Annotated in this window: 19 protein-coding genes; 2 read left to right on the forward strand and 17 right to left on the reverse strand. The window is 35.7% G+C overall.

The annotated features are described in order from the left end of the window. The 13 genes from NJT12_RS19755 to NJT12_RS19815 form a co-directional block, all read right to left on the reverse strand. Positions 1 to 3,522, reverse strand: a 3,522-nt coding sequence (locus NJT12_RS19755; protein ID WP_479687004.1) for an Ig-like domain-containing protein, incomplete at its 3' end; no start/stop codon positions are given. Continuing rightward, positions 3,515 to 3,682 carry a hypothetical protein gene (locus NJT12_RS19760; RefSeq protein ID WP_271337646.1) on the reverse strand — a complete coding sequence of 56 codons (168 nt, stop codon included), beginning with the start codon at positions 3,680 to 3,682 and terminating at the stop codon, positions 3,515 to 3,517. The genes NJT12_RS19755 and NJT12_RS19760, both read right to left, overlap by 8 nt. Before the next feature lie 337 nt (positions 3,683 to 4,019). Beyond that, positions 4,020 to 4,946, reverse strand: a complete 927-nt coding sequence (gene queG, locus NJT12_RS19765; RefSeq protein WP_271337647.1) for a tRNA epoxyqueuosine(34) reductase QueG — start codon at positions 4,944 to 4,946, stop codon at positions 4,020 to 4,022. Next, entirely contained in the window at positions 4,943 to 6,289 is a 1,347-nt protein-coding gene (locus NJT12_RS19770) for a cytochrome P450 (RefSeq protein ID WP_271337648.1), read from the reverse strand. Before NJT12_RS19770 ends, queG begins: the two co-directional genes overlap by 4 nt. Before the next feature lie 12 nt (positions 6,290 to 6,301). After that, the gene (ruvB, locus tag NJT12_RS19775) at positions 6,302 to 7,324 is read right to left on the reverse strand and encodes a Holliday junction branch migration DNA helicase RuvB (protein WP_271337649.1); all 1,023 of its coding nucleotides are present in this window, start codon (positions 7,322 to 7,324) and stop codon (positions 6,302 to 6,304) included. A 303-nt stretch (positions 7,325 to 7,627) separates the two neighbouring features. After that, on the reverse strand, positions 7,628 to 9,430 hold the full coding sequence (locus NJT12_RS19780; RefSeq protein ID WP_271337650.1) for a cytochrome c oxidase subunit I: 1,803 nt from the start codon (positions 9,428 to 9,430) through the stop codon (positions 7,628 to 7,630). A 31-nt stretch (positions 9,431 to 9,461) separates the two neighbouring features. After that, positions 9,462 to 10,646, reverse strand: coding sequence for a cytochrome c oxidase subunit II (locus NJT12_RS19785; protein ID WP_271337651.1), 1,185 nt, complete (start codon positions 10,644 to 10,646; stop codon positions 9,462 to 9,464). Positions 10,647 to 10,665: 19 nt separating this feature from the next. Further along, positions 10,666 to 12,045: a cation-translocating P-type ATPase gene (locus tag NJT12_RS19790; protein ID WP_271337652.1), complete on the reverse strand. Its 1,380-nt coding sequence runs from the start codon at positions 12,043 to 12,045 to the stop codon at positions 10,666 to 10,668. Between the two features lie 27 nt (positions 12,046 to 12,072). Then, positions 12,073 to 12,618 (reverse strand): c-type cytochrome, encoded by a 546-nt coding sequence (locus NJT12_RS19795; RefSeq protein WP_271337653.1) that lies wholly within the window; start codon positions 12,616 to 12,618, stop codon positions 12,073 to 12,075. Positions 12,619 to 12,626: 8 nt separating this feature from the next. Next, on the reverse strand, positions 12,627 to 13,151 hold the full coding sequence (locus tag NJT12_RS19800; RefSeq protein WP_041516373.1) for a DUF3341 domain-containing protein: 525 nt from the start codon (positions 13,149 to 13,151) through the stop codon (positions 12,627 to 12,629). Next, positions 13,144 to 14,544: an NrfD/PsrC family molybdoenzyme membrane anchor subunit gene (gene nrfD, locus NJT12_RS19805; protein ID WP_271337657.1), complete on the reverse strand. Its 1,401-nt coding sequence runs from the start codon at positions 14,542 to 14,544 to the stop codon at positions 13,144 to 13,146. Before nrfD ends, NJT12_RS19800 begins: the two co-directional genes overlap by 8 nt. A 34-nt stretch (positions 14,545 to 14,578) precedes the next feature. After that, positions 14,579 to 17,644, reverse strand: a complete 3,066-nt coding sequence (locus tag NJT12_RS19810) for a TAT-variant-translocated molybdopterin oxidoreductase (RefSeq protein WP_271337658.1) — start codon at positions 17,642 to 17,644, stop codon at positions 14,579 to 14,581. Between the two features lie 32 nt (positions 17,645 to 17,676). Further along, entirely contained in the window at positions 17,677 to 19,002 is a 1,326-nt protein-coding gene (locus NJT12_RS19815) for a c-type cytochrome (protein WP_271337659.1), read from the reverse strand. A 219-nt stretch (positions 19,003 to 19,221) separates the two neighbouring features. Between NJT12_RS19815 and NJT12_RS19820 the strand changes: the two genes are divergently transcribed. Further along, positions 19,222 to 19,611, forward strand: coding sequence for an SPOR domain-containing protein (locus tag NJT12_RS19820; protein ID WP_271337660.1), 390 nt, complete (start codon positions 19,222 to 19,224; stop codon positions 19,609 to 19,611). A gap of 183 nt (positions 19,612 to 19,794) precedes the next feature. Here the strand turns inward: NJT12_RS19820 and NJT12_RS19825 are convergent, their stop codons facing one another. From NJT12_RS19825 to rimP, 4 genes are all read right to left on the reverse strand, one after another. Then, positions 19,795 to 20,409: a phosphatase PAP2 family protein gene (locus NJT12_RS19825; RefSeq protein WP_271337661.1), complete on the reverse strand. Its 615-nt coding sequence runs from the start codon at positions 20,407 to 20,409 to the stop codon at positions 19,795 to 19,797. A gap of 625 nt (positions 20,410 to 21,034) precedes the next feature. Further along, the gene (infB, locus tag NJT12_RS19830) at positions 21,035 to 23,917 is read right to left on the reverse strand and encodes a translation initiation factor IF-2 (RefSeq protein ID WP_271337662.1); all 2,883 of its coding nucleotides are present in this window, start codon (positions 23,915 to 23,917) and stop codon (positions 21,035 to 21,037) included. 48 nt (positions 23,918 to 23,965) lie between these two features. Then, positions 23,966 to 25,213: a transcription termination factor NusA gene (gene nusA / locus NJT12_RS19835; RefSeq protein WP_041516381.1), complete on the reverse strand. Its 1,248-nt coding sequence runs from the start codon at positions 25,211 to 25,213 to the stop codon at positions 23,966 to 23,968. A 13-nt stretch (positions 25,214 to 25,226) separates the two neighbouring features. Then, the gene (rimP, locus tag NJT12_RS19840; protein ID WP_271337663.1) at positions 25,227 to 25,691 is read right to left on the reverse strand and encodes a ribosome assembly cofactor RimP; all 465 of its coding nucleotides are present in this window, start codon (positions 25,689 to 25,691) and stop codon (positions 25,227 to 25,229) included. Between the two features lie 173 nt (positions 25,692 to 25,864). On the opposite strand from rimP, the gene NJT12_RS19845 reads away from it, so the two are divergent. Continuing rightward, positions 25,865 to 26,689: a universal stress protein gene (locus NJT12_RS19845; protein ID WP_271337664.1), complete on the forward strand. Its 825-nt coding sequence runs from the start codon at positions 25,865 to 25,867 to the stop codon at positions 26,687 to 26,689. Positions 26,690 to 26,763 lie beyond the last annotated feature (74 nt).

A 26,763-nucleotide genomic window follows, 5' to 3' on the forward strand; every position in this document is an offset into this window, starting at 1 on the left:
TCCTGTAATATTTCCTGGGTTGATGGTCCAATTCCCTGATGGTAAACCATTCAAGACAACACTTCCGGTAGCAACTGTACAGGTTGGATGTGTTATGATTCCAACTGTTGGCGCTGTCGGTATTGGGCTTATAGTAACAACAGCATTGCCAGTCATTGGTGCCGTACACGTTGTACTTGCATTGGTAGCCACAACTGTATATGTTCCGGCAGCAGTTTTTAATCCAAAACTAATTGAGGAACCTGTTCCTGCAACTGCAGTACCATTATTAGATCCGCCTAATTGTAATTGATAACTCACTCCAATATCTGAATTGTCTAATCCAACAGCAAATCCTGTTCCCGCCGAGCAGGATGCGCCACCTCCAGTAACGGTGTAAGCCGTTGGAAGCGGATTTACTGTCGCGGCTACTGCAATTCTTGATCCAGTAGTACAATCATTAATAGTGGCATCTACATAATAAGTAGTAGTTACAGAAACGTTTGGTGTATAACTTGTTCCTGTTGCTAACCAGGTACCACCTGTTACATTGCTATACCAATTGATTGTCCCTGCAGATGCCGAAGCAGATAAAGGAACTGTTCCCGCACCACATCGAGATCCTGAAGTTGTGCCAGTAATTTTTGGTGTAGTATTTACAGTTGCTGTAACTTTAGTTCTAGCTGAAGAAATACATCCATTAGCAACCGCCTCTACGTAATAATCCGTAGTTGCAGATAAACTTGGTGTAGTATAACTATTTGTTCCTGTAGCGACTAAAGATCCTCCGGTCACTGCAGTATACCAATTGATTGTTCCTGATGAGGCTGTTGCTCCCAAAGTTACCGATCCTGAATCACATAGTGATTTAGAATCGACTGCTGTTATAGTAGGTTTTGCATTAATGACAAAATTAACTGCTGTTCTACAATTTGTGTTACCAGGACATGCTGCGTAAAAAGTAACAGATCTAGCTGTATTTGTATCTGGCAACCCCGAGTTAGGTCGATTCACAGGATTAAAAGAATTTCCTGATCCTATGTTTGTACCACCAGAAGGTACTGTATACCAATCAATAATACACGTAGAAGTAGATGTTAAAAATCCTGTATCCCCAACACAAATTGAAACTCCTTTTGCTGCAGGTGCTCCTGCAACCGCAGTAATTTGTATTCCAGAAGTTGGAAGCGAAGTACATCCATCTGCATTGGTTGTGGTTACTTGGTAAGTCCCTGAAACTAATCCAGAAAAAACACCATTTGTGTTATTTACTGGCGAAGTAACAGGATTAGTTCCTGTCAGGGTATATTTGGTAGCATTTAATGGTGCAGTAACAGTTATTGTTCCTGTTGGCGTTGCACAAATTCCCTGCGTTGTCTCTACAGTTGGTGCTGCGGGCAAAGCCAAAATCGTAATATCATCAACCTTTGTTGGGCTAACACCATTAAAATTTGTTCCCGGAACATCTGCTTGGTTCGCTCCTTCATATTTTTTATTTACTGTACCATATGCATTTAAAAGCGGAGTAATTTTTCTATTTGAATTTACACCTGTACGTGTTGGGTCTAGATATAGAGCCTGCGCACTGGAACTATGTGTTCCTGCAGCAATTGCACCTGTTATTCTTCCAACCAAAGTTATGGTGACAACTCCGTTTTGTGCAATATTAAAATCTCCAATTACAGGATTATTGGCTGTACCAGTATATGATAACGCTCCAGATGGCCCTGAAGCCTCAGTTGAATAAGATGCTGTCGAAGAATCAAACTCGATACTAGTAGGAGGAAAAAGAAAATCCAAAGAAACACCAGCTGCGTTTCCTGTTCCAGTATTTTTTATTTGAATCTCATAAGAAATCTTTTCACCTGTCGCACCACAAACTGAAGTTTTTGTTAATGCCGTTACTTTTGTCTCCAAAATAGGAAAACAACTTGCATTTACTTGTAAATAAGAAGGCACATCAGAAGAAATAAATGATTTTGCAGATCCTGCTTGACCTGGTTGCGCACCATGACTTTCTCCACTAGTACTACCATTATCTGTTCCACCAGAGGCACCACCAGCAATAGAAGGATTTATCGTTACTCCCGTTCCTGGAACATTATATCTGATAATTCCACCACCACCACCACCACCTGGTCCGTGCGAATTTCCTAAGTCATTAAGTGTATTTCCACCTCTTCCTCCATTCGCCTCAATAGTAACATTTGTAGCTATAGCATTATTATTCGAAATATTTAAAAAAACACTTCCTCCTGCTCCTCCACCACCAGCTCCATCTGGAGATCCTGCGTAAGAACCAGGGGCACCAGGCCCCCCATTTGCTTTAATAGTTCCAGATCCTTGAATATTACCTGCATTAATAAGGATTATAGCTCCACCAACTCCTCCTTTAACACCATTTATAGCGTTATTGGCATCACCGGCTCCACCGCCACCTCCCATAATTAATCGAGTCAGTTCTGGTTCCGCTGTACTAAAAGAAGTAAATCCTGGTCTTCCTCCACCTGTCAAAGGCGGTTTAGCTGAGAGAAGATCTCCGCCGCCGCCTTGCCATCCTGCACCACCTAAACCTCCATATCCTCCATTTCCTCCACCGCCACCGCCGGAGTTATGATCATTTCCTCCACCACCTGCGTTTGCAGGAGCTCCTCTTCCTGAAGATCCTCCTGGTAATCCTTCATTAGCAGCTCCATTATCAACTTGACTAAAACCATCCCACATGTATCTTGGTGTTCCCGCAATACCTTCTCCTTTTCCTGAAATTGCAGTATTATTTGAGACACCTACATAAGTTTTAGAATCATTTGCATTACTTGCTGCTACTGGGCTGTACCCCCCCCTAAATCCTCTTGCTGACCCATCAATTGTATTGCTGTTAAAATTAAAAGTCCCAGAAACATTAAAAGCAATTACCCCTCCTGCAACACCATTAAAAGGCGGAGTTGTAATAGTAGAATTTAACGTTAGATTAGAATATTGCGGTACTCTAACGATTTGAAATGTTCTCTGTCCTCTCGTTGACGTTGCTTTTGCATTAAAAAAACTATTTCGAACACCTCCAGTAGAACCTGTTCCTTTAAAAGTCAGATTTCCTCCTGTCAGTGGAACATTATTTGTTGCAATAACGTACTCAAAAAATCCCGTATTCTCAATACTTGTAAACCCGGTAGCTCCTAACTGATCATTACCACTATCCCCTTTTCCTGAGCCATAAATAGCACTATTAGTATAGTTAATCGTAGCGTCCTGCATCTGGATAATCAAGATCAAATCACCAGCTGAAATCGGAATAGTCCCGAAGTTGTTCTTTTTACTATCTGTTCCTGGAGATGCTGCTAATAAAATTGCCTGAGCGCCAGCATTTAAATTAATATCGCCACTAATTGGAAAATAGGTATTTACAGAACCTGTTATCGCTATAGGACCATCAGCCCCAGGTGTTCCACAGACTTGTGCAAATGAAGATATAGATATTATAAATAATAAAACTAAAGAGATTAGTCTAAAAAATTTAGACTGACTAAGAGTAAAGTTACGCATAGACAATTGTGGTATTAAGAATACAAGTATTGAAAGCCGAAGAACCAATTGTGGTTTTCAGCATATAGGGTAAATACGATAAAATAATGGAAATGGTTTTTGCAAATCCCGGAAAAGTCTTTTCAGGATCGTCACAAAAATAAAGTAGTTTTTGCACCATAAATGTATGTCGTTCAAGGCATAAAAGTTACCTTTAGGTTAAATTAGTAGTTTTGGAGTCGCGAAAGTATACAAACACCTATTTAGTAACTACTTTAGTCGACAAACTACACGGATAAACGTTGAACGACACTTTTTGACGATAAAAATTAACATCAAGTTGTGAAAAACTTAACTATTCGGTAATAAAACAACAGAAATTTCTTAATTTTTTAAAGTATTATTGATTTTTAGACAAATATGGGATAAAAACATAAAAATCTTACAAACTGTGAGAAATATAGAATAGGGAAGGATAGCCTCGAAAAAGACAAAAAATATTAAAAAATAGAGAAAAACTACTCTAAAAATTTAACGTTTCGCCTTAAACCATCAAACTTTGTTCTTTTGATCGGAGAGTTTTTAAAAACGGCACGAAAAGTTTCTTCCGTAATCTCGATCCAGTCTTTTTTAGAAAAAGAAAGCAGTTCCGGATTCGGATTAAATAAAGGTTCTGAATGGGGTTTCGAGAACCGGTTCCAGGGGCAAACATCCTGGCAAGTATCACAGCCAAACATCCATTCGTCAAATTTCCCTTTCATTTCATAAGGAATATTCTCTTTGAGTTCAATGGTGTAATAAGAAATACATTTGCTTCCGTCAACAACATTCGGAGCAACAATTGCCTCTGTTGGGCAAGCATCGATACAAGCGGTACAAGAACCGCAATGATCTGTAGTAGCATGATCATATTCTAATTCTAAATCAAGTATAAGCTCAGCAATAAAGTAAAAAGAACCTACCTTTTGGGTTAATAGATTCCCACTTTTACCAATCCATCCCAAACCACTTTTTGCCGCCCATGCTCTGTCTAAAACAGGTGCCGAATCAACAAAAGCACGACCGGAAACATCGCCTATATTTTCCTGGATTGCATGCAGAAATTCCTTGAGTTTCTCTTTGATTACAAAATGATAATCCTGCCCGTAGGCATATTTCGAGATTTTAAAACTGTCCTGACTTTGGGTTTCTTCGGGATAATAATTTAGCAAAAGCGAAACAACACTTTTTGCATCATCAACCAATAATGTAGGATCTAACCGCTTGTCAAAATAGTTCTCCATATAGGCCATTTGCCCGTGATGGTTATTGTTAAGCCATTTTTCAAGACGTGGCGCTTCCTCTTCCAGAAATCCTGCTTTAGAAATTCCACAAGAAAGAAAACCCAGACGTTTTGCTTCAGATTTTATAAATTCCGAATATGTTTCTTTTGCATTAATACTCATCTTTTAGAGAATGAAACTTCTACACCAACAGGTTTTAATGTTATTAGAGGATTAAACTGAACAGTATCTGTACTGGATTTAATCACGTATTTTTTTACAATCTGAGAAATAGCCAGACACATTTCATAAATAGCAAACCCTGCACCTATGCACATTCTTGGCCCCGCTCCAAACGGATAAAAGTACTGCATCGATTGCTTTTTTTGTTCTTCAAGAAATCGTTCCGGATCAAATTGTTCCGGGTTTACCCAATATTTAGGATTTCGATGTAACTCATAAAAAGAAACACCAATCAGTGTTCCCTTTTTGATATGATAACCGGCTAGTGTATCATCAACAACATTCTGCCTGTCGGTAATCCAGGCCGGTGGATACAAACGCATCGATTCGTTTAAAACAGCATTGGTGTATGTCATTTTCTGAAGCTGCTCAACAATATCATTCGTTTGGGATTGAATCTCAGTAATCTCATCAAAAACTCTTTGTTGGATCTCAGGATTCCTTCCTAAAAGATGCAAAGTAAAAGTCAGGGCATTGGCTGTAGTTTCATGCCCGGCAATAAACAACACTTTAATTTCATCGACCAATTGACTTACAGACATCCCTTCTCCCGTATCTTCATATCGGGTCTCCAAAAGCATGTTCAAAAGGTCATTAATTTCTTCTTTCGAAGCCATTCTATCCTCAATAATTTCCTGAATAATACTGTTATTCTCCTTCGCCAGTTCAAGATGATTCTTTACCTGGCCGCTTAACGAAAACCACCATGCTTTATGCGGAAGCCTGATTTCCTTAATTAAGAAATTCTGTACTTCTTCGATAATGAATTTTATCCTATTCAATTTTTCGTCTGAAATTGAAAGTTGAAATAATGACTTCGCCACAACATTAAATGCCAATTGGCTCATTACAGGAAAAAGATCAATTGCTTTTTCTTCTTCTAAATCTTTCAATTCTACAGCAATGGTATCATTCATGTTTTCTACCAGCTGATTCATCTTTTGCTTATGAAAAGCAGGCTGAATCAGTCTTCTTTGTTTCAGCCAAAAATCACCATCAACAGTCAAAAGTCCTTTGCCTAAATATTTCGAAAGGTAGACAGATTGAAATTTAGACTTATGATAATTCTTTTGATTCTTCTGCAGGATATACTGAGCAATTTCATTGTCCCTCGATAAGATGATATGTTTTGACCAGCCAATTTTAAGGGAAAAAGAATCTCCCAACTGATCAAAATATCTGGCATGAAAAGGGATCGGATTTCGTCGTACTCCTTCAGCATCAAGAAAAAATCTCACTATTGAAAGTCTGTTGGGATAAATATATTTTCGATTATCAGACATCTTATAATAGAATTAAAACAATCCGCCCTGAATGTTCGTGTTTATTTTACCTAAGTGTTTATAAGCTTTATCTGTAACTTCACGACCACGTGGCGTACGCATGATAAAACCTTCCTGAATCAAAAATGGCTCATAAACTTCCTCAATAGTTTCACTGCTTTCAGAAACTGCAGTTGCCAAAGTTGAAAGCCCAACAGGTCCACCTTTGAATTTATTGATAATCGTTAATAAAATTTTATTATCCATTTCATCAAGACCGTGAGCATCGACATTCAATGCTTTTAGCGCATAACGTGCAATTTCAAGATCGATAGTTCCATTTCCTTTTATCTGTGCAAAATCACGTACTCTTCGCAACAGTGCATTTGCAATACGAGGTGTACCACGGCTCCTGCCCGCGATTTCTATCGCAGCATTTAATGAAATTGGCATCTTAAGTATAGAAGAACTTCTTTCGACAATAGAAGTCAAAAGTTCCGTAGTATAGTATTGTAATCGTGATGAAATTCCAAAACGTGCACGCATTGGCGCCGTCAGTAATCCTGAGCGGGTTGTAGCCCCGATTAAAGTAAAAGGATTTAAATTGATTTGTACCGTTCTGGCATTTGGCCCGGACTCAATCATAATATCAATTTTAAAATCTTCCATTGCTGAATATAAATATTCTTCAACAATTGGACTTAGACGATGAATTTCGTCAATGAACAAAACATCTCTCTCATCAAGATTGGTCAATAAACCGGCAAGATCTCCAGGTTTATCTAAAACAGGACCTGAAGTAATTTTTATCCCAACTTCAAGTTCATTGGCCAAAATATTCGCCAAAGTCGTTTTTCCTAATCCCGGAGGTCCATGAAAAAGAGTATGATCAAGAGCTTCACCACGCTGATTGGCTGCCGCAACAAAAACTTTTAAATTCTCTAAAACCTGATCTTGTCCGGCAAAATCATCAAATGACAGCGGACGTAATCTTTTTTCGAGATCTAATTCTTCTGGATTGTACCCATTTATAGTGGGATCTAGGTTTTCATTCATTTTACAAAGATAGACAAAGTAATCAGTTTGTAAAACAGATAAATTTCAAATAAAAAAAGGAAAATTCATTATTAAAATTCTAATATTTTAAATTCCGAATTCCAACTTATTACTTTCTTTAATCATTTGCAGAGTTACTTAATCAAATAATAATAAGAAGCCAAATTGCTATACAGTTTACCTTCAATTTAAATTGATAAAAAATACATGGTTCGTTTCACCTACTAACATTCCTGGAATTTATATAAAACGGAATAAAACAAAAAAAAGACCATCTTCTCAGATGGTCTCTCTTATAATATTTTAGTGGTGTAAAACTTCTTCACCTTCTTTCATTGGTACATTTTGCGGTACAAAATCTACATCATGATTTGGGTTACTATAGTCATATGGCCAACGGTATACATGAGGAATTTCTCCTGGCCAGTTACCGTGAATATGTTCTACCGGAGTAGTCCACTCTAATGTTGTAGATCTCCAAGGATTCTGAACTGCTTTCTTACCGTAGAAAATACTAACAAAGAAATTGTATAAGAATACTAACTGGAACGCACCTCCTACAAGAGCAAATGTTGTAATTAAAACATTCACATTTTGTAAATCATCAAATAATGGGAAGTTTGTGTTTGTATAATAACGTCTTGGTAAACCAGCTAATCCGATAAAGTGCATTGGGAAGAAAACTCCGTAAGCACAAACTGCTGTTACCCAAAAGTGAATATAACCTAAGTTTTTATTTAACATTCTTCCGTACATCTTAGGGAACCAGTGGTAAATACCAGCAAACATTCCGTAAAGTGCAGAGATACCCATTACTAAGTGAAAGTGAGCAATTACAAAGTAAGTATCGTGAACGTTAATATCCAAAGTACTATCTCCTAAGATGATTCCAGTTAAACCTCCAGTTATGAAAGTAGAAACCATTCCGATAGAGAATAACATTGCAGGGTTGAATTGCAGGTTACCTTTCCATAAAGTTGTAATCCAGTTGAATGCTTTTACAGCAGATGGAATTGCAATCAATAAAGTAGTAAAGGTAAATACAGATCCTAAGAAAGGATTCATACCTGAAATAAACATATGGTGACCCCAAACGATTGTTGATAAAAATGCAATTGCAAGAACTGACATAATCATCGCTCTGTACCCAAAAATTGGTTTACGAGAATTCGTAGCCATAATTTCAGAAACAAGACCCATCGCTGGTAAGATTACAATATAAACCTCCGGGTGTCCTAAGAACCAGAATAAGTGTTCGAATAAAACCGGAGAACCACCTTGGTAATGTAAAACCTCTCCAGCAATATAGATATCAGATAAGAAGAATGAAGTACCAAAACTTCTGTCAAAAATCAATAATAAAGCTGCAGATAACAATACAGGGAATGAGATAACACCAATAATAGCTGTTACAAAAAATGTCCAGATTGTAAGCGGAAGTCTGGTCATAGACATTCCTTTAGTTCTTAAGTTGATAACAGTTACGATGTAGTTTAAAGATCCCATTAAAGAAGATGCAATAAAGATAGCCATAGAAACTAACCATAAAGTCATACCTGTTCCAGAACCTGGAATCGCTTGTGGTAAAGCACTTAATGGAGGGTAGATTGTCCAACCTGCAGAAGCTGGTCCAGCTTCAACAAATAATGAAGACAACATAATCACAGCAGACAAGAAAAACAACCAGTATGAAACCATGTTCATAAATCCGGAAGCCATATCTCTTGCTCCAATTTGAAGTGGAATAAGTAAGTTACTAAATGTACCACTTAAACCAGCTGTTAGTACAAAGAATACCATGATGGTACCGTGAATTGTTACTAAAGCCAAATAAATATCATTTGCCATTACACCATCAGGTGCAAATTTATCTCCTAATAAAACATTAAAGATTTTGAAAGACTCTTCCGGCCATGCTAATTGCATTCTAAAAAGCAAGGACATTGCAATACCAATAATTCCCATGAAAATACCGGTAATTAAGTATTGCTTCGCAATCATTTTGTGATCAATACTAAAAATGTATTTAGTAATGAACGTTTCTTTATGATGGTGTTCGTGCTCGTGATCGTGTCCGTGATCGTGATCGTGCGCTTCTGCTGACATATATGTGTACTTTAAATTTTCTTAATAAATATTATTTCATAGCAACTTTAGCAATAGCTGCTTTAACAGTATCAATGACCGCTTTAACAGTATCTTTTGCTGTACTATCTGTAGTCGCTTTTGGTCCTTCAGCTGGTGCTTTAGCAGCTGCTGCCGCTTTAATATCCTGAGCTAAAGTAGTTTTTTCACTTAACCATTTTTTATAGTCTTCCGGAGTATCAACAACTACTTTCATTTGCATGTTGTAGTGAGAAGCTCCACAAATTTTATTACATAACAATAAATAATCAAATGTATAAGGATCTAAAGCTGTACCGCCTTTAGCAACTAACTCAACACTTTTTTCAGCTCTCAATTTATTGATGTTTGAAACCTTCTCTACCATAAATGGTAACTCTCTGTATTCAGAAGTTGTATAAGTAGGCACAAAAGCAAATTCAGTAACCATACCAGGAACACAGTTCATCTGCGCTCTAAAGTGAGGCATATAAGCTGAGTGTAATACATCTTGAGAACGCATCTTAAAGTGTACTTTTTTACCTTTTGGAATATGCAACTCAGAAACTACAATATCATCTTGAGAATTAGGATCAGACATATCAACACCTAAAGTATTGATTCCTTCAATCAAACGTACGTTTGCTTTTCCTAAAACATTATCATTACCAGCATATCTTGCAGTCCATTTGAACTGTTGTGCATATAATTCGATTTCAATTACATCTTCGTCTTTATCAACAAACATAATGTTGTTCCATGCATACAATCCGTAAAGGATCAAACAAGCCAAAACTACAGATGGAATAATACTCCAGATTGCTTCTAATTTGTTACTATCAGCAAAGAATAATGCTTTTTTGTCTTTATGTCCTCTATTTTTGAAAGAAAACCAATAAAGTAAACCTTGTGTAATAAATTGAACTACAAAAATTAAAACCCATGTAATATTCATTAAATTATCTACTAAAAGCCCATGCTCTGAAGCAGGAGTATGAAGTGCTAAATTACCCCATTTTAGTAAACCGTAAATCGTAAATATATAAATGAAAGCCAAAAAGCCAAACATAATATATCCCTGAATATTATTATCATTATCTGATGCAACTTGAGTATCGTCCGAAGAAGATCCCACTTGAGTAAGATCAAATATCTTGGTCAATTGCCACAATGCAATTGCTAATAAAACTAAAACTACAATTACCAACAAACTTGTCATCTGTTTACTTCTTTAAATATTAATAATGAAAATGTTTACTTTCTTCAATGAAAGGATTTCTTTTTGCTAACAAAGGAGCTTTAGTTAATGCAGTAAATACAACAAAAATAAATAAACCTAAGAAGAAAAGTATAGATGCAATTTCAGGAATTCCAATAAACCATTTATCTCCAACTGTACCAGGCATAATCATATTAAAGAAATCTACATAGTGACCTAATAAGATAACAACACCAGCCATAACAATAACCCAGCTAAGACGTTTGAAATCTGTGTTGATTAATATTAATAAAGGGAATACGAAGTTCATAACCACAGCACCAAAGAATGGTAAATTGTATAATTGAATTCTTGTTATGAAGTAAGTTACCTCTTCCGGAATATTAGCATACCAGATCAACATGAATTGAGAGAACCATAAATAAGTCCAGAAAACACTAATACCAAACATAAATTTAGCTAAATCGTGAATATGACTTGTATTTACGTACTCTAAATATCCTTTAGATTTTAAGTAAACAGTTACTAATGCAATTGCAGTAATACCACTTACAAAGAAAGAAGCGAATACATACCATCCAAATAATGTACTGAACCAGTGTGGATCAATTGACATAATCCAGTCCCAAGACATGATAGACTCAGAAACGATAAAGAATACTAAGAAACCAGCAGTTAACTTAAAGTTCTTTTTGTAGTATAGATCATCATTAGCCTCATCCTGTGCCAAACAATTTTTTCTTGAAAAATAATTATATAAATTCCATCCAATTAAAAATATGGCAGCTCTAATAAGCCAGAAAGGAAAGTTTAAGTAACCTGCTTTACCAGCAATAATTTTATCATAGTTTGGACTAGTAGGATCTGTAACTCCTTCACCTAACCATACAAATATGTGATTAAAGTGTAATCCGCAAAGAATTAATATGATAAAGAAAATAACAGAACCAACTGGCAAATAAGCAGTAATTCCCTGCATAACTCTAAACAAAACCGGAGACCAACCTGCCTGAGCAACTTGTTGAATAGCATAAAATGCTAAAGTTCCCATAGAAAGTAGTAAGAAGAAAATACAAGCAACATATAAAGCTGACCAAGGCTTATTTTGCAATTGGTTCAATACATGTTTTAAATGTTTTTCGTGCTCATCAGCAGCATTAACTTTTGCATGCTCTCCACCTTTATGTGAGTCATGCGAAGCTTCAGCAGCTTCGTGATGTCCAGCTTCTGCTGTTGCTTCATGTGCAGCACCATGAGATCCATGTGCATCTGCAGCTAGAATTTTTTCAACTTCTTGAATATCTTTAGGAGCAGTTAAAAAACCATATCCAATTCCTAATATACCAAGGGCCATTAGGATGATAGAAAAAGTTTTTAATTTACTTGAAAATGTATACATATCTATTACGATCAGTTTGTTCAACAATTATAATTGGCTTTTTAGTTTTAGAACATAGTCAGCAACTAACCAACGTTCGTGGGCACTTAATTGATTTGCATGTGAACCCATTGCATTTAAACCATAAGTTTCAACGTGAAAGATACTTCCTTCAGTGATTTCTCTGTCTTTATAGCTAGGTACTCCAAGAAATTTTTCTCTTTCAACCAATTTACCTTTACCGTTTCCAGTTGCACCATGACAACTGATACAGTAAATATCGAAAAGTTCTTTTCCTTTTCCGGAATTTCTTTCGATAGAATCCAAAGGCGATTTTAAATTAGCTTTTGCCAATTCATAACCTGCAGTTGAATTTTCATATTCATAAGGTTCAAAACCTCTATTGATACTTCCTTGTGCAGGAAGCTGTCCTTCTTTTCCACCTTTAAATATTTTTGCTTCTGCATATGGTTCATATGCTAAAGATTCATACATATTAGGGAAATACTGATAGTTTGGTGCCGAAGTATTGTGGCATGATGAAACTAAAATAGTTATACCAACTAAAAGTGTTATTTTATATATCCTTTTCATAGCTACAATTAATTCTTTTCAATTACTTTAACTTCAACTGCTCCTGTACCTTCGAAAAAAGAAACTAGTTCTGCTTCGTTATCATTTACAGCAACTTCCATTAAAAAATGGTCATCTGTTGTTCTTACATCAGGATTCTCAGCTTCTTTAAATGGCCATAATCTACTTCTCATATAAAAAGTGATAACCATTAAGTGAGCAGCAAAAAATACTGTCATTTCAAACATAATTGGTACAAATGCAGGCATATTCTGAATGAAACTAAAACTTGGTTTTCCTCCAATGTCCTGCGGCCAATCATGAATCATGATATAACTCATCATAGTCGTTGCAACAGAAATACCAACACATCCATATAAAAATGCACAAATTGCTAATCTTGTTGGCGCTAAACCCATAGCCTTATCCAATCCGTGAACTGGGAATGGAGTAAAAACTTCTTCAATATGATGATGAGCAGCTCTGGTTTTCTTTACTGCATCCATCAAAATATCATCGTCATTATAAATGGCGTATATTACTTTATTACTCATGATGTGTATCTTTTTTTGCTCTTTCTCTAATGTAATTATCTCCTGTTCCTTTCAAAATTGTTTTAACCTCTGCCTGAGCAATTACAGGGAATGTTCTAGAGTATAATAAAAACAATACGAAGAAGAAACCAATCGTTCCGATGAAAATTCCAATATCAACAAATGTTGGTGAGAACATTGTCCAAGAAGATGGAAGGTAATCTCTATGTAAAGAAGTAACAATAATTACGAATCTTTCAAACCACATTCCGATGTTTACTACGATCGAAATAATAAATGAAAACATGATACTTGTTCTTAATTTCTTGAACCACATAAATTGTGGAGAGAAAACGTTACAAGTCATCATCGACCAATATGCCCACCAGTAAGGTCCGGTTGCTCTGTTTAAGAACGCATATTGCTCATACTCTACTCCTGAGTACCAAGCTACGAATAACTCAGTGATATACGCTACTCCAACGATAGAACCTGTAATCATAATTACAATATTCATTAACTCGATATGTTGTACCGTAATATATGCTTCAAGGTTAGAAACTTTTCTCATAACGATCAACAATGTGTTTACCATTGCAAATCCTGAGAAAACCGCTCCGGCAACGAAGTACGGAGGGAAAATTGTTGTATGCCATCCTGGTATTACAGATGTAGCAAAGTCCATCGATACAATCGTGTGTACAGAAAGTACAAGAGGAGTAGCTAAACCAGCCAATACTAATGATACTTCTTCAAAACGCTGCCAATCTTTAGCTCTACCACTCCATCCAAAACTTAGGATAGAATATACTCTTTTATTAAAAGGTGTTATCGCTCTATCACGTAGCATTGCAAAATCAGGTAATAAACCAGTCCACCAGAAAACTAATGATACTGAAAGGTACGTTGAAATTGCGAAAACGTCCCAAAGCAATGGTGAGTTAAAGTTTACCCATAAAGATCCAAATTGATTTGGAATAGGTAAAACCCAGTATGCTAACCATGGACGTCCCATGTGAATAATTGGAAATAAACCTGCCTGAACTACCGAAAAGATAGTCATTGCTTCTGCAGAACGGTTAATCGCCATTCTCCAGCGTTGACGGAAAAGTAATAATACCGCAGAAATTAATGTTCCGGCGTGACCAATACCAACCCACCAAACAAAGTTCGTGATATCCCAAGCCCAACCAACTGTTTTATTTAATCCCCATGTTCCGATACCGGTAGATACAGTGTAAATTATACAACCTAACCCCCAAAGGAAGGCTATTAATGCGATAGAAAATACAATCCACCATTGTTTGTTTGCAGGCCCCTCAACAGGTGCAGCTACATCTACAGTTACATCGTGATAAGATTTATCACCTATAACTAAAGGTTTTCTAATGGGTGCTTCGTAGTGAGACGACATAATCCTTTATATGTTTCTTAATTAATAATTTATTCTAAGTATTTCTAACTTTAACATGGTAAACCACATTAGGTTTTGTTCCAACATGCTCCAATAAATGGTATGATCTATCGTCAGCAGCTAATTTAGCAACTTTACTTTCAGTATCATTAACATCACCAAATATCATTGCTCCAGAAGAACAAGCATTTGAACAAGCTGTTTGGAATTCACCATCAGCAACCGGACGACCTTCATTTTTTGCTTTCAATTTAGTCGCCTGTGTCATTTGAATACACATAGAACATTTTTCCATAACTCCACGTGAACGAACGTTTACGTCTGGGTTTAATACCATACGTCCTAAATCATCATTCATGTGGTAATCGAATTCACTGTTTTTGTTGTACAAGAACCAGTTGAAACGACGTACTTTATACGGACAGTTGTTTGCACAATAACGAGTACCAACACATCTGTTGTATGCCATATGATTTTGACCTTCACGACCGTGAGAAGTTGCAGCAACCGGACAAACTGTTTCACACGGTGCGTGATTACAGTGCTGACACATTACTGGTTGGAAAGAAACTTGTGGATTATCTCCTGCTTTTTCCATTTCATTAAATGTAGATAATGAACTAGATAAACCAGCGATTTCATCCTTTCTTTTGTTATCACCTTCAAAAGTGCTTTCAGAAGAATAATATCTGTCAATACGCAACCAGTGCATATCACGGCTTCTTCTTACTTCTGCTTTACCTACAACAGGTACGTTGTTTTCAGCGTGACAAGCAATAACACATGCTCCACAACCTGTACAAGCGTTTAAGTCAATCGAGAGATTAAAGTGATGTCCTGTAGAACGATCAAATGATTCCCATAAATCAACAGTTGTAGCTTTAACTTCTTCGTGATCTAAAGATACCATTGGTTGTTCGTTCCAATGTTCAGGATCTTTAGTATTAAAGATTTCAAGAGAAGTTTCTTTAATAATATCTCCTCTTCCCATTAATGTTTTCTGTCCCTGAACACAAGCAAACTCATGAACACCATTTGCTTTCGCAATAGAAACAGATTGAACACTACTGAAATTTTTATATAAAGTGTAAGCATTTAAACCTACCTGCATTTCATCTTTTAAAGCTGCCTTACGACCGTAACCTAAAGCCAAACCAACTGTACCAACAGCTTGTCCTGGCTGAACAATTACTGGAACGTTTTCTAATTTCAAACCATCAGCAGTAGTAACTGTAGCATAACTTCCGTTTAAACCTCCGTTTGCAACAATTTCATTTGTTAAGTTTAATTTTTTAGCATCAGCATTCGAAACAGTTACATAGTTATCCCAAGAAACTCTTGTGATTGGATCCGGAAATTCCTGCAACCAAGGATTGTTTGCTTGTTGACCATCTCCTAAACCTGTTTTTGTATACAATACCAATTCAAAGTCTCCGGCAGTTTTTGATTTTGCAACAGCATTTGCAGCAGAAGCATAATCAACAGAACCCGCAGATAAAGCCGATGAACCAATTACAGAAACACCATCATGTAAAACTTTATTCCAAGAAGAACCTGCAACTACAGAAGCTGAATTAGCTTTTATGTAATCATAGAAATTTCCAGGAGTTCCGTTTAATGATAGTAAAACATCTTGAAATTGTTTAGTATCAAATATTGGACGAATAGTTGGCTGAGTCAAACTATAAGTTCCTTTTGTAATTACAACATCTCCCCAAGCCTCTAAATAATGAGGTACCGGAGCAGCAATTGTAGTTATAGATGCAGTCTCATCTTCTTTTAAAGAAAATGCAACTGATGTTTGTACTTTTTTCAATCCAGTTACAAAAGAAGCTGAATCAGCTAATGTATAAACCGGATTAATTCCGCTCATGATTAAAGTATGAATACTTCCTGCATTCATATCTTTCACCAATTGAGATACAATTGCATTAGAACCTTTTCTAATTTGTCTTGTCCCTACAGTATTAAAAGCTTCACTAGCCAACACCTGGTTGATAGCCAAAACCAATAATTGAGCATTTTTATCTTCAAGTCCAGAAACCAAAACTCCTTTAGAACCTGCAAGTTTTAAATCATGAATAGCTTTAGCTACTTCAGGTTTAAACTTAGAATCTAAAGAATTGGCTACAGAAGAACCTGTAATATTATTATAAATCTCTACTAGAGCTTGTTTTTGATTCGCAGCATTCATAGGAATACGTTTATCAGCAGCAGCTCCTGACAATGTCATATTTGATTCAAACTGAAAATGACGAGACATTTTCTTAGAACCTGTAGACCCAGACGGAATTCTACCTTGTGCATAACCCGCATCGTATCCACCACCTTGCCAATCTCCTAAGAAATCAGCTCCAACAGAAACAATTACAGCAGCTTTTGAGAAATCGTAATCAACAAGAGCTCTTTCACCGTAAACTGTCTCGAATGCATCTAACGCGTCTGATGAAGAAACCGCATCGTAAACAACGTGTTTTGCATTTGGATTTTTAGCGATAAATTCACCTATTAATTTCTCAGTAGAAGGACTTGCTAAAGTATTTGTCAACAATACCACTTGCTCACCTTTTGCTTTTGCATCAGCCAGACTTGATTTAATTTTCAAATCAACAGCAGACCAGCTACTATTTTTTCCATCCAATTTAGGTTCTTTCAAACGCATGCTATCGTATAAAGATAAGATAGACGCATGAATTCTAGCATTGGCTGAAAACTTAGCTCCAGAAATAGTATTGTTATCAATTTTAATTGGACGACCCTCACGAGTTTTTACTAATAAGTTAGCAAAATCAAAACCATCAAAAACAGTAGTTGCATAATAATCAGCAACACCAGGAATGATTTGTTCTGGTTGTAAAACATATGGTATAGACTTGTGAACAGGACCTTCGCAGGCAGCAAGTGTAACCGCTGCAGTACTAAATCCTACGTACTTTAAAAAGTCACGACGTGAAGTTCCAGATGTAGCTAAAGCATCTGCATTTCCTAAAAATTCTTCAGTAGGAATTTCTTCAACAAATTCGTTATTTCTAAGCGCCTCAACAATAGAACTATTCTCTAGTTCTTCAACACTTTTCCAGTATTTTTTGTTTGATGACATTGTATATAAATATTAAAATCTTAATAATTCGATTAATAGTGGCATTTACCGCATTCTAAACCTCCCATTTGCGCTGCAGTCAATTTCTCTACACCGTATTTTTTAGAAAGTTCAGCATGAATTTTATCATAGTAAGCATTGCCTTCCATCTTAACATCAGTTTTTCTATGGCAATCAATACACCATCCCATTGTTAATTTAGAATATTGCTTCATGATCTCAAATTCCTGCACAGGACCGTGACAAGTTTGACATTCAATTCCTGCAACAGTTACGTGTTGAGAGTGATTGAAGTAAACAAAATCAGGAAGATTATGAATACGAACCCATTTTACAGGCTGCGTTTTTCCAGTATACTCTTGCTTAGTTTTATCCCAACCAACAGCATCATATAATTTTTGGATTTCACCATCGTAAAATGCTTTGCTGTACTCAGGAGTAGCAGTAGTTTCAGCAACTTCAGAAATATTTTTATGACAGTTCATACAAACATTCAAAGAAGGAATACCAGCAGTCTTACTCACACGAGCAGCAGAGTGACAATATTTACAATTGATTTCGTTATCTCCAGCGTGTATTTTATGAGAATAGTGAATTGGCTGAATTGGTTGATAATTTTGATCAACACCAACTTGCATTAAGTAAGCATACACAAAATAACCACTTGCTAAAAGCAAAAATATAGAAGTAACTAAAACCAGGAACTGATTTTTAGCAAAAGCTTTCCATATTGGAGTTCTAGCTTCTCTAGGAGCAACTACAATACCATTATTACTTGCTACTTTAGTCAACACTTTGTTCACCATGAACAACATAACAACTAAAATTGCCATTACAAGAGCAAGAGCTCCTAAAATAATATTATTTGAAACTCCACCACCTTCAACGTTAGTTCCCGGAGGAGTAGCAGCAGTACCAGCAGCAGGCTCAGCTTTTACTTCAGAAGTATAAGCGATAATATTATCAATATCACCTGTTGACAATTGAGGAAAAGAAGTCATTACTGACTTGTTGTGCTCTTCAAATAATTTAACAGCAACAGGATCCCCTGATTTAATCATTTCTGAACTGTTGTGCACCCACTTGTAAATCCAAGCCATGTCGTGTTTGGAAGCAACCCCTCTTAGGGCCGGACCTGTTGACTTAGCATCTAATTTGTGACATGCAGCGCAATTTGCATTAAAAAGTTCTTTCCCTTTTACTGGATCACCACCTGCAGCAGCAACCGGAGCAGCAGCTTCAGGCGCCGCCGGAGCAGCAGCTTCTTGAGCAAATGAAGTTAGGGAGAAAATTAACGTTAGCGATAAGCTAAGTAGTAATTTTCTTGAGATCGAATTATGGTTACCCACCTTTTTCATATAGTATAATAATTATCTACTAATTTTTGGTATGATTTTTTCTGTAATAAATCAACTAAAAACTAATACCTTCTTTTAAAACTTGCACAAAAATACGACTTATGAACTATTCTCAAAACCTTAAAATAGTCTTAAATATCAATTTATATCAATTCTAAATAATATTAAATTTTTACGCACAAAATTAAAATACTATTTTTACACAAAAAACACCACATTATGAGAATTTTAGCCCCCTCGAAAAGAGTTTTATTAACATTCACAATGTTCACTTTAGCATATAATATTCATGCTCAAGACCAAAATTTAACACTAAATCAAGATCCCAAATTTGAGCAATTACTGAACGACAAACGCAAAATTAACACGTCAATAAATACAAACGACACTTACAAAATTCAAATCTTCAGCGGTAAAAGCGAGGAGGCAAAAAAAACATTATCTGATTTTAAAAGAGAATATACCAATATAGACGGCACAATAATTTTCAACACGCCTAATTACAAAGTAATGGTTGGGAATTTCAAAACAAGAATAGAAGCAGAACGAAATTTAGCTGATATTAGAAAAAAATACAAAAGTGTTTTTCTAATAAAACCGAGCAAGTAATCGGAAAAAGCAGAACATCGAACAACAAAAAAGCAGCTCAATTGGGCTGCTTTTTTATTTATTCATAATTAATAGCATGGTTACGCCGGAAATAATACCCAATAAAATACATATTGGTTTTCACGGCACTTATAGAAAATCATCTAATTTTCAACTATAACACCTTATCCAGCATAAATCCTACTATTTATTTGCCTTTCTAAATACAATAGCTCCAAAAACCTCAAGCAACTCCTCTCTAAATAAGGCTAAATCAACTTGAAAATCCGGGTTACAATAAAGACAGTCTACAGTCGCTTGCCCCATTACCATATCTTCTTGTTCCGGAGTACACGTTTTCTTTTTATTAACCACAAATGGACGCTCACGATTATAATGATTTTTAGCCGCATAAGTAGATAAACCCGCTTCAGTCATTACTCTACGCATAAAAACATACAGCTTCGGAGTTTTTACTTCGCTAATCTCAATACCTAAAGTTGCATCAAAGGACCTAACTGCTCCTGGAAACGACAAATTAGCATCATTAGCGGCCTGCACAAAACGAATACCATCACTCGATCTCACCGCCCTTCTTGCACACTCTAAATCAAGCGCAAAGATCTCCGTTCCAAATCCTGGCGGAGGAGACAATAAAAGCAAACTGTTTGGCATTTCCTCTTCAGACAAATACCCCTGAAGCAAGTCCGGAAGTACCATCCTTAACTCCTCAATGTTTGTAAACGCAAGAATGGCTTTATTAGATCTAAAACGATTATTCAAAAACGCATTAATAATATGAATTATTTTTAATTTCATATTAGCCCTGATTAAAAACTTATTTATTCATTTCTTTCAACAAGATTTCAGCAACAATAAAATGCCGATATATCCTCTCAAGAAAATCTTTTTTTTATCAAATTACACAATAACCAAATTGTCCTCATTAGCAAAATCATTCACAGAACAAAATTATTATTTTCAAGAACTAAATACTGCATTTAACTTTCAATCTAAGAAAGAGAACAATTAACACTGTACAAAGAAACCAACAAACCTCCTATAAAGCTCAAGGCTTTTCTAATTTTTTGTTCCATATTACAAATTGCAACACCAAAGCCCTAAATATCTAACTATTGAATTAATTCAATTGAAATTAAAACCTGCCGATGAAATTATCTAATTACTTAAATAAGACATAAAACACTTTAAACCAAAAAATACAAACCAGAAAATTCTACGAATTATATTGACTTAAAATTCTAATTTAGAATAAAACTGAGAGCATTTTTAAAATCAATAAGAACAAATCTCAATACCTAAGACAAAATAATTTCAAAAACAACACGCTTGAAAAAAAGTCACTTAGATAAGATTCTTAAAACATATTAAACAAAAAAAAGTCCCAATTTTCATTGGGACTTTAAAATATAATTATTGAATTTTATTTCAATTTCTTTTTAATTGCAACTTCATGGTATGCTTCAATAACATCTCTTTCTTCAATGTCGTTGTAACCTTTGATTTGAATACCACAATCATAACCTTTAGAAACTTCTCTAACATCATCTTTGAAACGCTTCAATGCAACAAGTTCTCCTGTATGCACCACTACTCCATCTCTGATAACTCTAATTTTAGAAGTTCTCATAATTTTACCATCCATCACCATACATCCTGCAATAGAACCAACTTTAGAAATTTTGAAAATCTCACGAATTTCAGCTGTTCCTAAAATCTCTTCTTTCATCTCAGGAGCTAACATTCCTTCCATCGCATCTTTCAAGTCATCGATAGCTGCATAGATAATAGAGTAGTAACGGATATCGATTTCTTCTTTATCTGCAAGTTGTCTTGCATTTCCAGCAGGACGAACGTTAAATCCAATAATGATCGCATCAGAAGCAGAAGCCAACATAACGTCAGTTTCAGTAATTGCTCCAACACCTTTATGTATGATATTAATTTGAATTTCTTCAGTAGAAAGTTTAGAGAACGAATCTGATAATGCTTCAACAGATCCATCAACATCTCCTTTAAGGATTACGTTCAATTCTTTAAACTGACCAAGAGCAATACGACGACCAATCTCATCAAGTGTGATATGTCTTTGTGTACGTACAGATTGTTCACGCATTAATTGAGAACGTTTAGATGCAATTTGTTTTGCTTCTTTTTCATCTTCAAAAACGTTAAACTTATCTCCTGCTGTTGCAGCTCCGTCTAAACCTAAAACTGATACCGGAGTAGAAGGTCCTGCTTCCAGAACAATATGCCCTCTTTCATCATGCATCGCTTTGATCTTACCATGATGCTTTCCAGCCAACATGTAATCTCCAATTTTTAAAGTTCCGTGTTGAACTAAAATTGTAGAAACATATCCTTTTCCTTTATCTAAGAAAGCCTCAACAACTGTTCCTTGAGCCGCTTTATTCGGGTTTGATTTTAGATCTAAAATCTCTGCCTCTAATAATACTTTTTCTAATAATTCTTTAACACCTAATCCTGTTTTTGCAGAAATATCATGCGATTGGATTTTTCCTCCCCAATCTTCTACAAGTAAATTCATACTTGCTAATCTTTCTTTTATTTTCTCCGGATTGGCATTTGGCTTATCCACTTTATTGATAGCGAAGATAATTGGCACTCCAGCAGCTTGTGCGTGAGAAATTGCCTCTTTTGTTTGCGGCATGATATCATCATCTGCAGCAATTACAATAATAGCGATATCTGTAACCTGAGCTCCACGTGCACGCATTGCGGTAAACGCCTCGTGACCTGGTGTATCTAAGAATGCGATCTTTTGACCATTATCTAAAGTTACTCCATACGCTCCAATGTGTTGTGTAATACCTCCAGACTCACCAGCGATAACATTTTCTTTACGGATGTAATCCAGTAAAGATGTTTTACCGTGATCGACGTGACCCATTACAGTAACAATTGGCGCTCTCACCACTAAATCTTCTTCTCTGTCTGCAACTACCTCAATAGCTTCTTCGATATCAACTGTAATAAACTCAACTTCGTAACCAAATTCATCAGCTACAATAGTTAATGTTTCAGCATCTAAACGTTGGTTCATGGTAACCATGATACCTAGAGACATACAAGTTCCAATTACTTTAGTAATCGGCACATCCATCATGATTGCAATTTCACCAACAGTAACGAATTCTGTAACTTTAATAGTTTTACTTCCTTCGTCGATAGCTCTTTGCTCTTCATCAGATTTCTGACGGTGCGTATCTCTTTTATCTCTTCTGTATTTAGCAGCTTTTGATTTTCCACCTTTACCCTGAAGTTTTTCAAGAGTCTCTCTAATTTGGTTTTTTACTTCCTCTTCAGTAGGCTCAACTTTAGCAACAATTGCAGGACGGTTTCCTTTTACAAAACCTGGCCTTGCACTTCTGTTAGCATTAAAACCTCCACCACCAGTATTTGGCGTGATTTTATTAGGATTTGGAGTTCCCGGAGCATGGGTAGCAGGTTTTGGTGCACCCGGCGTTCCCGGTTTAGGAGCAATTCTTTTACGCTTATTTTTGTTAGCGTTATTTCCGGCTCCCGGAGCTCCTGGTTTATTAGGAGTTATCTTTGGATCTTCTTTCTTTTTCTTAGGCTTATTAAATTGAGATAAATCAATTGTTTGACCAGTAAGAGTAGTTCCTGATAATTTTTGATATTGTGTAGTGATCGTTTCCTCTGCAGTTGCCGGATCAGTTGAAACAACTGGTTCCTGAACGACTTTTGGAGTTTCCGCTTTCACTTCTTTTACTTCTTTTTTCTCTGTAATAATAGGTTTTTCTACCTTTTTCTCTTCAGAAACCACAGGAACCACTGGATCAGGCTGTACAATTTCTTTTTGAACAGGTTTCTCTGGCTGAGCAGGAGCAACAACAACTTTTGGTTCTTCAACTTTAGCCGGTTCTTCAACAGGAGGAGAAACAACAGCAGGTTTCTTCGGATTTAAATCAATTTTACCAACCTGAACAGGTCCGGTTACAACAGCTCTCGCTTTTATAACTTCTTGTTGTTTTTGGCGTTCCTCGTCTTGTCTGCGTTTGTCTTCAATTTCTTTTTCACGCTCTACACGCAAAGCTTCTTTTTCTTTTCTTTTCTCTTCCCCTACTTCTTTAGAAGCTTCTTTGTTCCCCTTATCGCCCGCAAATTGGCTTTGTAAGATATTAAATTCGCTGTCAGAAATTTTTGCATTTGGATTTGCATCAATAGCAATGCCCTTATCTTTTAGATAATCAACAGCTCTTTCTAACGAAATATTTAATTCCCTTAAAACCTTGTTTATTCTTATTACTCTCTCTTCAGACATATAACCTTTTTATTATTACCTTTTTCGTTGTGTTGTTAGAGCAGATAACTAGCTATCAAACTCTTCTTTTAGTATTTTCATAACATCAAGAATCGTTTCCTCTTCTAAATCTGTTCTTCTTACTAAATCTTCTACTTCTTGTTTTAAGATACTTCTAGCTGTATCTAAACCAATTTTTGCAAATTCCTCGATAACCCAGCCTTCAATTTCATCTGAAAACTCAGTTAATTCAACGTCATCATCTTCACCACTAGCAACATCACCTTCTCTGATAACATCTAGCTCGTAACCTGTTAGCTGACCCGCTAATTTTATATTATGACCTCCTCTACCAATTGCTTTAGAAACTTCTTCTAATTTCAAGAATACTTCAGCTCTTTTATTTTCTTCGTCAATTTTGATTGAAGAAACTTTTGCAGGGCTTAATGCTCTTGTAATAAACAATTGGATATTACTTGTATAGTTGATTACGTCAATATTTTCGTTCCCTAATTCACGAACGATTCCGTGAATACGAGATCCTTTCATACCAACACAAGCTCCAACAGGATCAATTCTATCATCGTAAGAATCCACGGCTACTTTTGCTTTTTCACCCGGAATACGCACTACATTTTTAACCGTGATCAAACCGTCAAATACTTCAGGAATTTCTTGTTCAAATAATTTTTCCAAAAACTTCTCAGAAGTTCTGGACATAATAATTTGAGGTTTATTTCCTTTTAATTCAACACTTTCAATGATTCCACGAACGTTATCTCCTTTACGGAAAAAGTCAGATGGAATTTGTTTTTCTTTTGGAAGCACAATTTCATTTCCTTCATCATCGACCAAAATTACAACTCTTGGACGAACATGGTGCACTTCGGCAGTATAAATATCACCAATAATATCTTTAAATTGCTTGTAAAGATTTGTATTGTCGTGTTCGTGAATTTTAGATATTAAGTTTTGACGCAAAGCTAAAATAGCTCTCCTTCCCAGATCAATCAATTTAACTTCTTCAGAAACTTCTTCACCAATTTCAAAATCCGCTTCAATCATTCTTGCTTCAGTCAAGGTAATTTCTTCGTTCTCAAAGTCAAGATCTTCATCAGCAACGATTACCCTTCTTCTCCATATCTCCATATCTCCTTTATCAGGATTTATAATGATGTCAAAGTTATCATCAGAACCGTATTTTTTCTTTAATGCATTTCTAAACACGTCCTCTAAAATTGCCATAAGCGTTACACGATCAATAAGTTTATTATCTTTAAACTCTGAGAATGAATCGATTAATGCTAAATTTTCCATGCGAATTCTTTAATTAAAATGTTACTGTAACAATTGCCTCTTTAATTTCTGTATAAGGTATTTGTTGCTCTTTTTGAACTGTTTCTTTTCCTTTTCCTACTTTTTTCGGTTCTCTTGCTTTCCAAGACAAAATTATAAAAACATCGTTAGCTTCCACTAATTCTGCTTCAATTTTTTCAGTATTTGTAGTAACAATCAATGTTCTACCAATATTTTTGATGTATTGTCTTGTAAATTTCAATGGTGATCCTACTCCAACCGATGCTACTTCAAGCGAAAAATCCTGTTCTTCACGATCCAGATTATTCTCGACTGCACGACTTACATCAATACAATCCTGCAACGCCACTCCATTATCCCCATCTAAACCTACACTAATCTTGAAAGAGTCTGAGATAGCCAGATCAATCAAAAAGATTGATGGCTTTTCTAAAAGAGCCTCCGCTATTAATCCGTTTACTTTTTCTTTAAATGTCATAATTTTATAAAAAGAGGGGACACTTAGTCCCCTCATTATTTAGATTTTAATAAATAACGGTGCAAATATAGTGTTTTTTTTATAAACCAAAAATAATAGATTGCTCTAAAAATATTTCTTATCTTTATAAGTGCATCAAAATAACAGAATTTTACATTATAATTCAAAAAACCATGAAACAAATTCTAGTTCCGACCGACTTCTCTGAACATGCGGAAAATGCCTTAAAAGTCGCTGCCCAAATTGCTAAAAAAAACAACTCCGAAATCATCATTCTACACATGTTTGAACTGCCAAGCCAAATGAATGATGCAGTATTAGGAGGAGCAAGCATTCCTGAAACCATGCTTTTCATGAAAAAAGCCAACGAAATGCTCGATGAAGTCTCATCAAGACCTTATCTGGACGGAATTTCAATAACTGAAATTGTAAAAATCGATAAACCAATTCACGGAATAACACAAGTAAGCAAAGACTATGATGTAGATTTGATTGTTATGGGATCTCATGGCACTTCTGGAATTGAAGAACTACTGATAGGATCGAATACAGAAAAAGTGGTTCGCAACTCAGATATACCGGTTTTAGTAATAAAAAAAGACATCCCAAACTTTAATGCATCAAACATTGTTTTCGCATCGGATTTTTCTGACGAAACTAAAAAACCTTTCAAAAAATTGGTAAACCTGACCCAATTCTTTGAATCAAAAATACACCTAGTTACAATTTGCACACCAAACAGTTTTAAACCAACTCATATGGCCGAAAAAGCCATGAATGAATTTATTTCTGAATTTAATCTCACCAATTTTCAAACTCACATTTACAACGACACCAACATTGAAAAAGGAATAATCAACTTTTCAAATAGCATAAACGCCGATATTATTGGAATGTGTACACACGGAAGAACTGGCTTCGCGCATTTCTTTAACGGAAGTATTAGCGAAGGATTAGTAAATCATTCCATAAAACCTGTCCTCACGTTTAAAATTTAATAATTTCAACTTATCACATGCAAAAACCTCTCAACGAGAGGTTTTTTTATACATTTTAAAAATCAAATTTCACG

It is taken from the genome of Flavobacterium azizsancarii, from assembly GCF_027980145.1.
In the GTDB taxonomy this organism is placed as follows: domain Bacteria; phylum Bacteroidota; class Bacteroidia; order Flavobacteriales; family Flavobacteriaceae; genus Flavobacterium; species Flavobacterium azizsancarii.

What these genes read in the sequence shown, in the direction of transcription:
- NJT12_RS19785 (WP_271337651.1), bottom strand. Translation starts at nt 10,646, where the DNA reads ATGACAAGTTTGTTGGTAATTGTAGTTTTAGTTTTATTAGCAATTGCA.
- NJT12_RS19760 (WP_271337646.1), bottom strand. Translation starts at nt 3,682, where the DNA reads ATGGTGCAAAAACTACTTTATTTTTGTGACGATCCTGAAAAGACTTTT.
- rimP (WP_271337663.1), bottom strand. Translation starts at nt 25,691, where the DNA reads ATGACATTTAAAGAAAAAGTAAACGGATTAATAGCGGAGGCTCTTTTA.
- infB (WP_271337662.1), bottom strand. Translation starts at nt 23,917, where the DNA reads ATGTCTGAAGAGAGAGTAATAAGAATAAACAAGGTTTTAAGGGAATTA.
- NJT12_RS19845 (WP_271337664.1), top strand. Translation starts at nt 25,865, where the DNA reads ATGAAACAAATTCTAGTTCCGACCGACTTCTCTGAACATGCGGAAAAT.
- NJT12_RS19820 (WP_271337660.1), top strand. Translation starts at nt 19,222, where the DNA reads ATGAGAATTTTAGCCCCCTCGAAAAGAGTTTTATTAACATTCACAATG.
- nrfD (WP_271337657.1), bottom strand. Translation starts at nt 14,544, where the DNA reads ATGTCGTCTCACTACGAAGCACCCATTAGAAAACCTTTAGTTATAGGT.
- NJT12_RS19800 (WP_041516373.1), bottom strand. Translation starts at nt 13,151, where the DNA reads ATGAGTAATAAAGTAATATACGCCATTTATAATGACGATGATATTTTG.
- ruvB (WP_271337649.1), bottom strand. Translation starts at nt 7,324, where the DNA reads ATGAATGAAAACCTAGATCCCACTATAAATGGGTACAATCCAGAAGAA.
- NJT12_RS19770 (WP_271337648.1), bottom strand. Translation starts at nt 6,289, where the DNA reads ATGTCTGATAATCGAAAATATATTTATCCCAACAGACTTTCAATAGTG.
- nusA (WP_041516381.1), bottom strand. Translation starts at nt 25,213, where the DNA reads ATGGAAAATTTAGCATTAATCGATTCATTCTCAGAGTTTAAAGATAAT.
- NJT12_RS19780 (WP_271337650.1), bottom strand. Translation starts at nt 9,430, where the DNA reads ATGTCAGCAGAAGCGCACGATCACGATCACGGACACGATCACGAGCAC.
- NJT12_RS19795 (WP_271337653.1), bottom strand. Translation starts at nt 12,618, where the DNA reads ATGAAAAGGATATATAAAATAACACTTTTAGTTGGTATAACTATTTTA.
- NJT12_RS19815 (WP_271337659.1), bottom strand. Translation starts at nt 19,002, where the DNA reads ATGAAAAAGGTGGGTAACCATAATTCGATCTCAAGAAAATTACTACTT.
- queG (WP_271337647.1), bottom strand. Translation starts at nt 4,946, where the DNA reads ATGAGTATTAATGCAAAAGAAACATATTCGGAATTTATAAAATCTGAA.
- NJT12_RS19790 (WP_271337652.1), bottom strand. Translation starts at nt 12,045, where the DNA reads ATGTATACATTTTCAAGTAAATTAAAAACTTTTTCTATCATCCTAATG.
- NJT12_RS19810 (WP_271337658.1), bottom strand. Translation starts at nt 17,644, where the DNA reads ATGTCATCAAACAAAAAATACTGGAAAAGTGTTGAAGAACTAGAGAAT.
- NJT12_RS19825 (WP_271337661.1), bottom strand. Translation starts at nt 20,409, where the DNA reads ATGAAATTAAAAATAATTCATATTATTAATGCGTTTTTGAATAATCGT.